Source organism: Pseudomonas sp. GLN_2 (assembly GCF_043106005.1).
In the GTDB taxonomy this organism is placed as follows: Bacteria; Pseudomonadota; Gammaproteobacteria; order Pseudomonadales; family Pseudomonadaceae; genus Aquipseudomonas; species Aquipseudomonas alloputida.
This window is the reverse complement of record NZ_JBICMC010000006.1, coordinates 17,454-27,068: the sequence shown is the minus strand read 5'-3', so window position 1 is coordinate 27,068 and position 9,615 is coordinate 17,454. Positions and strand designations below refer to the sequence as shown.

The 9,615-nt window shown below is 61.9% G+C and carries 7 protein-coding genes and 1 tRNA gene; 6 read left to right on the top strand and 2 right to left on the bottom strand.

The features are described 5' to 3' along the window. Nucleotides 1-32: 32 nt before the first annotated feature. The gene (locus ACF8Q6_RS01460) at nucleotides 33-1,694 is read right to left on the bottom strand and encodes an OFA family MFS transporter (protein ID WP_014589368.1); all 1,662 of its coding nucleotides are present in this window, start codon (nucleotides 1,692-1,694) and stop codon (nucleotides 33-35) included. 267 nt (nucleotides 1,695-1,961) lie between these two features. Between ACF8Q6_RS01460 and ACF8Q6_RS01455 the strand changes: the two genes are divergently transcribed. The 6 genes from ACF8Q6_RS01455 (at nucleotide 1,962) to ACF8Q6_RS01430 (ending at nucleotide 7,488) form a co-directional block, all read left to right on the top strand. After that, the gene (locus tag ACF8Q6_RS01455; RefSeq protein WP_392492570.1) at nucleotides 1,962-4,208 is read left to right on the top strand and encodes an AsmA family protein; all 2,247 of its coding nucleotides are present in this window, start codon (nucleotides 1,962-1,964) and stop codon (nucleotides 4,206-4,208) included. Next, the gene (gene mutY, locus ACF8Q6_RS01450) at nucleotides 4,205-5,272 is read left to right on the top strand and encodes an A/G-specific adenine glycosylase (protein WP_011953236.1); all 1,068 of its coding nucleotides are present in this window, start codon (nucleotides 4,205-4,207) and stop codon (nucleotides 5,270-5,272) included. Before ACF8Q6_RS01455 ends, mutY begins: the two co-directional genes overlap by 4 nt. Further along, a complete protein-coding gene (locus ACF8Q6_RS01445; protein WP_003255742.1) occupies nucleotides 5,269-5,541 on the top strand; it encodes an oxidative damage protection protein in 273 nt (90 codons plus the stop codon). Before mutY ends, ACF8Q6_RS01445 begins: the two co-directional genes overlap by 4 nt. 90 nt (nucleotides 5,542-5,631) lie before the next feature. Continuing rightward, nucleotides 5,632-5,707 (top strand) — tRNA-Phe (locus ACF8Q6_RS01440). Nucleotides 5,708-5,876: 169 nt separating this feature from the next. Next, nucleotides 5,877-6,857 carry a polyphosphate kinase 2 gene (ppk2, locus tag ACF8Q6_RS01435; RefSeq protein ID WP_392492569.1) on the top strand — a complete coding sequence of 327 codons (981 nt, stop codon included), beginning with the start codon at nucleotides 5,877-5,879 and terminating at the stop codon, nucleotides 6,855-6,857. 187 nt (nucleotides 6,858-7,044) lie between these two features. After that, nucleotides 7,045-7,488 carry a hypothetical protein gene (locus tag ACF8Q6_RS01430; RefSeq protein WP_011953234.1) on the top strand — a complete coding sequence of 148 codons (444 nt, stop codon included), beginning with the start codon at nucleotides 7,045-7,047 and terminating at the stop codon, nucleotides 7,486-7,488. A gap of 193 nt (nucleotides 7,489-7,681) precedes the next feature. On the opposite strand, the gene gabP is transcribed toward ACF8Q6_RS01430, so the two are convergent. Continuing rightward, nucleotides 7,682-9,067, bottom strand: coding sequence for a GABA permease (gabP, locus tag ACF8Q6_RS01425; protein WP_392492629.1), 1,386 nt, complete (start codon nucleotides 9,065-9,067; stop codon nucleotides 7,682-7,684). Nucleotides 9,068-9,615 lie beyond the last annotated feature (548 nt).

The following is a 9,615-nucleotide window of genomic DNA, read 5'->3' as shown; positions in this document are numbered from 1 at the left end:
AAAGGGGCGCAAAGCGCACCCATGCAGTTACATCAATGGAACAGGACAGCAGTCTTCTGCAGTGTCACCCACACACCCCAGGCCAACGGCACAACCACCACCGCCCAGGCCAGCAGCACCAGTGGCAGGCTGCCTGGCGCCGCCTTCCACTCCAGCGACCGCGCCCCATCGGCGCCCTTGTCATGGCTCAACGCACGCTCGGCCGCCAGTTCGGCATCACTCATGAAATGTTTGTCGGCCACCGGGCGCACCAGCATGTTGCAGATAAAGCCCAGCACCAGCAGACCCGCGAGAATGTACAAGGTCATGTCATAAGCCGCCGCCCGCTCCACGCCCGCTGCCAGTTGATACTCGCGCAGGTAGGTAATCAGCACGGGCCCCAGCACCCCCGCTGCCGCCCAGGCGGTCAGCAGGCGGCCATGGATGGCACCCACCATCTGCGTGCCGAACAGGTCGGCCAGGTAGGCCGGCACCGTTGCAAAACCACCACCATACATCGACAGGATGATGCAGAACGCTGCCACGAAAAGCGCCACGTTGCCCAGGTGCCCCATGTTCGGCACCAGGCTGTACAAGCCCACGCCCAAGGCGAAGAAGGCAAAGTAGGTGTTCTTGCGGCCGATGTAGTCGGAGAACGATGCCCAGAAGAACCGGCCGCCAATGTTGAACAGGCTCAGCAGGCCGGTAAAGCCGGCGGCGATCGCGGCTATCTGCGCCAACTGCGCAGTGCTCAGCTGGCTGAAGGTCAGTTCGTTACCCAGTAATTTACCGGCGAACACTTCCTGCAGCAGCGGTGACGCCATGCCCAAAATGCCGATGCCCGCCGACACGTTCAGGCACAGCACCAGCCAGATCAGCGCGAACTGCGGGGTCTTCCAGGCCACACTGACGTGCACGTGGCGGTCGGTGACCATGGCGTTACTGGCATTCTTCAACGGCGCAGCCCAGCCTTCAGGCTTCCAGCCGGTCGGTGGTACGCGATACGCCAGGGCGCCAGCGGTCATGAACACAAAGTAGATCGCCGCCATGGCGACAAAGCTCTGCCATACGCCAACTTCGTGCTCATTGCCAAAATGCCCCATAAGCGCGGTGGCCAGCGGCGCCCCGACCATGGCCCCGCCGCCGAAGCCCATGATCGCCATACCGGTGGCCATACCGCGTTTGTCCGGGAACCACTTGATCAAGGTCGACACGGGTGAGATGTAGCCCAGGCCCAGGCCGATACCGCCAATCACGCCGGAGCCAAGCCACATCAGCCACAATTGATGGGTTTTCACACCTATCGCCGAAAGCAGCATGCCACCGCACCAGCACAAGGCCGACACCAGGCCAGCCTTGCGCGGGCCGGCGTGCTCCAGCCAGCCGCCCAGCACCGCCGCCGAGCAGCCGAGGAAGACGAAGAACAGAGTGTAGATCCAGCTCAGCATCGAGATTGGCCAGTCGCATTCGGCGCTGAACATCCGGGCCATGAAGCCCATGTCTGCCGCACAGGCGACGGGGGCGGTGATCCCCAGGGCTTGCGACAAAGGCAGCCAGAATACCGAGAAGCCGTAGGCCATACCGATGCACAGGTGAATGGCCAGGGCAGCTGGCGGGACGAGCCAGCGGTTGAAGCCCGGGCGGGCGATTATGCGTTCCTTCGACAGGAAGCCTGGCTCACTGGCCAAGGTTCCCGTCGCGACGGTACTGGTCATGAATCTGATCCTTGTTATAGGGAGGGTGCTCGCAAAGCGGCGCAAGGGTAGCAGCATCAAGCAGCATGAAAGCAATCTGCCATCGTCCATTTTTGCCCGACTGAATCGGTCATGTCCCGGCAAAAGCTCAATATTAAGCTGTCGAAAGCCGTACCCTCTGATACAGGCGTAGGAATTTCCTACATCTCTAGTCGTACAAGCAGGGGTAACCGCGACAGCGTTATACTCTGCCGCCTGAACTCACTAACGGACTAAAAGGACTCGCCCATGAAAGCGTTCGGCAAAATCCTGGGACTGGGGCTTCTCGGGTTACTGCTGATCATCGTGGCGCTGGGCTTCGCCCTGACCCACCTCTTTGATCCCAACGACTACAAAGACGAGATTCGCCAGCTGGCACGCGACAAGGCGCACGTCGAACTGACCCTCAACGGTGACATCGGCTGGAGCCTGTTCCCGTGGCTGGGTCTGGAGCTGCATGAAGCCAGCGTCGCTACCTTGAACAAACCCAAGGAACCATTCGCCGACCTGCAGATGCTTGGCCTTTCAGTCCGTGTACTGCCGCTGCTGCGCCGCGAAGTGCAAATGAGCGACGTACGTGTCGAGGGCCTGAACCTGACCCTGGCGCGTGACGAACAGGGCCATGGCAACTGGGAGGACATCGGCAAGCCGCTGCCCGCGCAGAATGGCGCAGGCCCCGATGCACCCGCACAGGCACCTGCCGAGCAGACGCCTGCGACCACCGACAGCAGCGACCGCGCCATCAAGCTGGACATCGACAGCCTGACCGTGAACAACGCCCGCGTGCAGTACACCGATGCCAAGACCGGCCAAAATTACAGCGCCGAAAGCATCCAGCTGAGCACCGGCCCGGTCCATGAAGGCGCAAACGTCCCGCTCAAGGCCAGCGCCTTCATCAGCGCCAGCCAGCCGAGCATCAAGGCCCGTACCGAGCTGGCCGGCGAATTGCGCTTCGACCGCAAGCTCAAGCGCTACAACTTCGAAGACATGCGCCTGTCGGGTGAGACCTCGGGTGAGCCTACCGGCGGCAAGACCGTGACCTTCGCCGCCCAGGGCCAACTGCTGGTCGACCTGGCCGCCAATGTCGCCTCGTGGAACGGCCTGAAAGTCTCGGCCAACCAACTGCGCGCCCTCGGTGAGCTGAACCTGCGTGATCTGGACAAAGCTCCCCAGCTGAGCGGCGGCCTGTCCATCGCCCAGTTCAACCTGCGCGCCTTCCTTGAAAGCATCGGCCACCCGCTGCCGGCCACCAACGACCCGGCCGCCTTCGCCAAGCTGGAGCTGGTGACTCGCCTGCAGGGCACGCCCAGCAGCCTGGCCCTGGAAGACCTAGCGGTGAAGCTGGACGACAGCACCTTCAGTGGCCGCGTGGCCGTCGAAGATTTCGCCAAACAAGCCCTGCGCCTGCAGCTTAAGGGCGACACCTTCGACGCCGACCGCTACCTGCCGGCCAAGAGCGAAGAAGCCAAGGGCGCCACCGCTGCGCGCCAGGCCGAGGTCAAGCAACAAGAGGCCAGCGCCGTAGCCGGTGCTGGCACCACACCACTGCCCAACGCCCCAACGCAAGTGGCATGGAGCGACGACAAGCTGCTGCCGGTCGACCGTCTGCGCGCTCTCGACCTGCAGGCCGACCTGGCCTTCGGCTCGTTGACCCTGGACAAGCTGCCGATCGAGGGTGCCCAGCTCAAGGCCGTTGGCCAAGGCGGCCTGCTGACCCTGCAAACCCTGCGCGGAGCGCTGTACAACGGCACCTTCGAAGCCAAGGGCACGGTCGACGTGCGCCCTGCCGTGCCACAGCTGGGTGTGAACACCAATATCCAGCGGGTGCCGGTGGAACACTTCATCAAGGCCGAAGGCAAGGAACAGACGCCGCCGGTCAAGGGCCTGCTGACCCTGACCAGTGATCTGACAGCCACCGGTAATAGCCAGAAAGCACTGGTCGACACCCTGAACGGCAGCGCAAACTTCGCCATCAACGATGGCGTGCTGGTCAATGCCAACCTGGAACAGCAGCTGTGCCAGGCCATCGCCACGCTCAATCGCAAGACGCTGAGCAGCGAACCACGCGGCAAGGACACCCCGTTCCAGGAACTGCGCGGCAGCCTGGTAGTACGCAATGGCGTTGCCAGCAACCCGGACCTCAAGGCGCGCATCCCGGGCCTGACCGTCAATGGCCATGGTGACCTCGACCTGCGCGTGCTGGGCATGGACTACAACGTCGGCGTAGTCGTCGAAGGCGACCAGCGTGCCATGCCGGACCCGGCCTGCCAGGTCAACGAACGTTATGTAGGTGTTGAAGTACCCCTGCGCTGCCGTGGTCCGCTGGAACTCGGCGCAAAGGCCTGCCGCCTGGACCAGAACGGCCTGGGCAAGGTTGCCGCCGAGCTGGCCGGCAACCGCCTGAAGGACAAGATCGATGAAAAGCTTGATGAAAAACTTGGAGACAAAGTGAGCCCGGAACTGAAAGACGCGCTCAAGGGGCTGTTCAAGCGATGAGCCCCGAGCAGTTCTCCAGCGCAGTGCTGGACTGGTATGACGAGCACGGCCGGCACGACCTGCCCTGGCAACAGGGCATCACGCCGTACCGCGTGTGGGTGTCGGAAATCATGTTGCAGCAGACCCAGGTCAGCACCGTGCTCAATTACTTCGACCGCTTCATGCAGGCCCTGCCAACCGTGCAAGCCCTGGCCGAGGCACCGGAGGACGAAGTGCTGCACCTGTGGACGGGCCTGGGTTACTACACCCGCGCACGCAACCTGCAAAAGGCCGCCAAGGTCGTCGTCGAGCAACATGGCGGCGAATTCCCGCGCAGCGTCGAGCAGCTTACCGAGCTGCCCGGCATTGGCCGCTCAACAGCCGGCGCCATCGCCAGCATCAGCATGGGCATCCGTGCACCGATCCTCGACGGCAACGTCAAGCGCGTGCTGGCACGCTACACCGCCCAGGCCGGCTACCCCGGCGAACCCAAGGTTGCCAACCAGCTATGGGCCACTGCCGAGCGCCTTACCCCGCAACAACGCGCCAACCACTACACCCAGGCGATGATGGACATGGGCGCCACGCTGTGCACGCGCAGCAAGCCCAGTTGCCTGATCTGCCCGTTGCAGCGCGGCTGCGAAGCGCACCTGCACGGTGAAGAAACCCGCTACCCCGAGCCCAAACCGCGCAAGGCGCTGCCGCAACGGCGCACACTGATGCCACTGCTGGCCAACCACGAAGGCGCCATCCTGCTTTACCGCCGCCCTTCCAGCGGCCTGTGGGGTGGTTTGTGGAGCCTCCCGGAGCTGGACGACATCGCCCAACTCGACGACCTGGCCTACCAGCACGGCCTGCGCCTGGCTGGCCGCCACGCCATGGACGGCCTGACCCACACCTTCAGCCACTTCCAGCTGGCGATCGAGCCTTGGCTCGTGCGCGTCGACCCGGTCGGCGAGCACGTGGTCGAGGCCGACTGGCTCTGGTATAACCTCGCCACCCCGCCGCGCCTGGGCCTCGCCGCCCCGGTGAAAAAGCTGCTTGAACGCGCGACCGACGAACTGATTGCAGGAGACGCCCGATGACCCGCACCGTGATGTGCCGCAAATACCAAGAAGAACTGCCAGGCCTGGAACGCCCGCCCTATCCCGGTGCCAAGGGCCAGGACATCTTCGAACACATCTCGCAGAAAGCCTGGGCCGACTGGCAGAAGCACCAGACCATGCTGATCAACGAGAAGCGCCTGAACATGATGAACGCCGAGGACCGCAAATTCCTCCAGGCTGAGATGGACAAGTTTTTCGCCGGCGAAGAATACGCCCAGGCAGAAGGCTACGTTCCACCGGCCGAATGACCCCAAAAATCGTAAGCGACGGAATTAATTTAAAATTTTTTCAAAAAGTCGTTGACGAGCGGTCCGGAAATCTATTTAATTCACCTCGTCGCCCAGATAGCTCAGTCGGTAGAGCAGAGGATTGAAAATCCTCGTGTCGGCGGTTCGACTCCGTCTCTGGGCACCACCTTCAAGCTTCTGGTGGTTGCAAAGTTACCCGAAGCGACAACAAGAAACCCGCCTAGTGCGGGTTTTTTGTTGCCTGTAATTTTTCGCATTGATCAGCATCAAATAGCTATCATTCGCTCACCTTCATAATCCAAAACGGACATCCGTATCGACTAGCAAGGACCTCCATGAGCGAAGAATCACCCCTCCTGCTCCCCGCCCCCAGCGAACCCACCACCACACCGATCCGCACACGCCGCACACGCCAGCGCAAGCCGGAGCCGACAATAACCCGCATCAGCCAGCAACCCGCAGCACTGGAAGTTGCCACGGCCCCCAAAGGCAGCAACGAGGACAGCACCTCGGCACGCCTGCCGGCCAGCTACCCTTACCGCACCCGCCTGCGCCGCCAGGACTACGACAAGGCCAAGCATGCGTTGCAGATCGAGCTGCTGAAGGTACAGAGCTGGGTGAAGGAAACCGGCCAGCGTGTGGTGATCCTGTTCGAAGGGCGCGATGCCGCAGGCAAGGGCGGCACCATCAAGCGCTTCATGGAACACCTCAACCCACGCGGTGCGCGCATTGTCGCCCTGGAGAAGCCTTCCGAGCAGGAGAAAGGCCAGTGGTACTTCCAGCGCTACATCCAGCACCTGCCCACAGAGGGTGAAATGGTGTTCTTCGACCGCTCCTGGTACAACCGTGCCGGGGTCGAAAAGGTGATGGACTTCTGCACACCACTGCAATACCTGGAATTCATGCGTCAGGCGCCAGACCTGGAGCGCATGTTGTGCAACAGTGGCATCCTGCTGTTCAAGTACTGGTTTTCGGTGAACCGCGAAGAGCAGTTGCGACGCTTCATTTCGCGCCGGGACGACCCGCTCAAGCACTGGAAGCTGTCGCCCATCGACATCAAGTCGCTGGACAAGTGGGAGGACTACACTTCGGCCAAAGAGGCGATGTTCTTCCATACCGATACAGCCGATGCGCCGTGGACGGTGATCAAGTCCGATGACAAGAAGCGGGCGCGGATCAACTGCATCCGGCACTTCCTGCATTCGCTGGACTACCCAGGCAAAGACCCTGGGGTGGCACATGCACCCGACCCACTGCTGGTAGGCCGAGCTTCACAAGGCTTCGAAGAAGACGAGACTCCGCAGCCGGCCACCTGAAAGCCCGGCATGCCGGCCAGCATGGCTGGCAGTGGGAGGGAAGCTATGCAGGGCCCTCGGCCAGCATAATCTGGAGATGTCTCCCACAGACGTCTCACTAAGCTGCAGCGCTCAGGGGCGCTGCTTGGGTTTATCGTGCAATTGCGCTTCAATACGCGCACTTTCAGACACACCCAAGGATTTCCCCATGGCCACCCCTACCAAGCAACAGAAACGCGCCAAGCGCGCCGCCAGCAAGGCCAAGCAGAACCGCATGGTACGCAGCGGCCAAGCGGTCAAGGCCAGCGCCGGCGACAGCGCCAGTGTCGAGCAGGTGTACAAAAAGGCCATGGAGTCGGGCAGCTACGACGCGATGTTCAACAAGATGAAGGAAGCGCAGGAAGGCGGCCTGGTGCCAATGATCTCGGTGTTCCTGGTGGATCCGCTGCTCGCCCTGGTGCTCAAGGGGCACAAGGAAGAACACGCCACCGACTACATCGTGCTGGTGTTCAACGCCTACCGCAAATGGCTGGACGGCGCTGACGAAGAGACCACCATGGCCTGGCTGGAGAGTGATGAGTTCCAGGACGCCTATATCGCCGCTTCCGAACTCGTGGCCAAGCAGCAGCAACAGCAGAAGCAGTTCGGCTGAAGTCCGCGCGGCCGCTTGTAGGAGCGGGTTTACCCGCGAATACGATGGCGGCTGCGACGATGATTAGCCAGGATATTGGCCAGCAGGCCCGGCCCTTTCGCGGGTAAACCCGCTCCTACGAGCTTGTGGCCAGACAACAAAAAAAGGCCGCACCCCTCACAGGGCGCGGCCTTTTCATTTCAGCCAGCGCGGATCAGCTGTCCAGCGCCGCCCGCCCGGCAGCCTCGCGCTTGCGGTGCACCAGCAAGCCAGCCGCCACCACACCAATACTCAGCAACGCAGTCGCAATGATCTCCGCACGGTGATCCTCACGCAGCGCCATGACCACCAGAACGGCAACGATGAAGGCAATGGTCGCCCAGGTCAGGCCCGGGAACAGCCACATCTTGAAGGTGATCTTCTCGCCGCGGGCTTCACGCTGGGCGCGCATGCGCAGCTGCGACACAGCAATCACCAGGTACACCAGCAGCGCGATGGCGCCAGAGCTGGCCAGCAGGAACTCGAACACCTGGGCCGGTGCCACAAAGTTGGCGAACACGCAAAGGAATGCCGCTGCGGTGGACAGCAGTACCGCCACGTGCGGGGTCGCCGCCTTGGTGGTGCGTTGGGCGATGGCCGGGGCGTCGCCACGCTTGCTCAGCGAGAACAACATGCGCGAAGAAGTGTACAGTGCCGAGTTCAGGCAGCTGGTCACGGCAATCAGCACAACAATGTCGACGATCAGCTTGGCATTCGGCACACCAATACGGCTCAACACGGTCTGGTAGGAGCCCGTCTCGGCCAGGGCCGGGTCGTTCCACGGCACCAGGGCCACGACCAGGAAGATCGACACCAGGTAGAACAGGCAGATACGCCAGATTACCGAGTTGGTGGCACGGCTGATCTGCTTGCCCGGGTCCTTCGACTCGGCAGCGGCGATGGTGACGATTTCGGTACCCATGAACGAGAACATGGTGGTCAGCATGGCTGCCAGCACTGCGCCCAGGCCGTTGGGCATGAAGCCCTGGGTATCGAACAGGTGGCTGGCACCGCTCACCTGGCTGCTCGGTACAAAGCCGAACAAGGCAGCACAGCCCACGGCGATGAAGCCGATGATCGCCAGCACTTTGAGCAGGGCAAACCAGAACTCGAACTCACCGTAGTTCTTCACGCTGCACAGGTTGGTGAGTGTCAGTGCCAGGGTAATGATGAGGGAGAACGCCCACAGGTCAACCGCCGGGAACCAGGCATGCAGAATGGCCGCGGCGGCGTTGGCCTCCAGCGGAATTACCAACACCCAGAACCACCAGTACAGCCAGCCAATGGTGAAACCGGCCCAGCGCCCGATGGCACGGTCGGCATACGTAGAGAACGAACCGGTGTCAGGCGAGGCGACTGCCATTTCACCCAGCATACGCATGACCAGTACGACCAGCGTACCGGCGGCAGCGTAAGCCAGCAGCACGGCAGGGCCGGCAGCTGCGATGGCGTGGCCGGAGCCTACGAACAGGCCGGCACCGATGACGCCAGCGATGGACAGCATGGTCACATGCCGTTGTTTGAGCCCCTGAGCGAGGTCATTGGAATTGTTACCGCTCATTGAAACTACCTTTGTAAGGAGTGGACCACGCCGACTGCGGGTATAGAGCGCGCCAGGGGTTGACCCAGGCGTCGCTGCAATCGGCGGTTTCCAACTGGCAATAAGCGCGCCACATGCCGAATACACCCGTCAGAAAATGCTGCAGGCCTTTTAGGATGCGGCTTGGAGGGCTTTCGGCCATTGCATGACCGAAAGGGCATCAAATCATCGGATTACTGAAATACCCACTTACAAATGCACCAAAGGTGCTCCTTGGTAACACCCATGCACCAACGCAATGCCAAAAAGTGCAACCCATGGGTACAACCTTGTGACATCAACATGGCATTCGTGGGTGAACCCGTTTGCACTGGCAAAAGGTCGGGTTTACCCCTCCAATGGGTCAAAACAGCTTCCATGCGCCGGCCAAAGCTGGCACCATCGCGCCTTTTTTCATCAAGGCTCTGGTGCTGGGCGACACCTTCGCGGACATCTGCGCGACGTTACGCTGTAGCGATGCGACAAACTGCCCCACCAGCGCCCCCAGTCCCCGGCGACCCTGTTGGCCG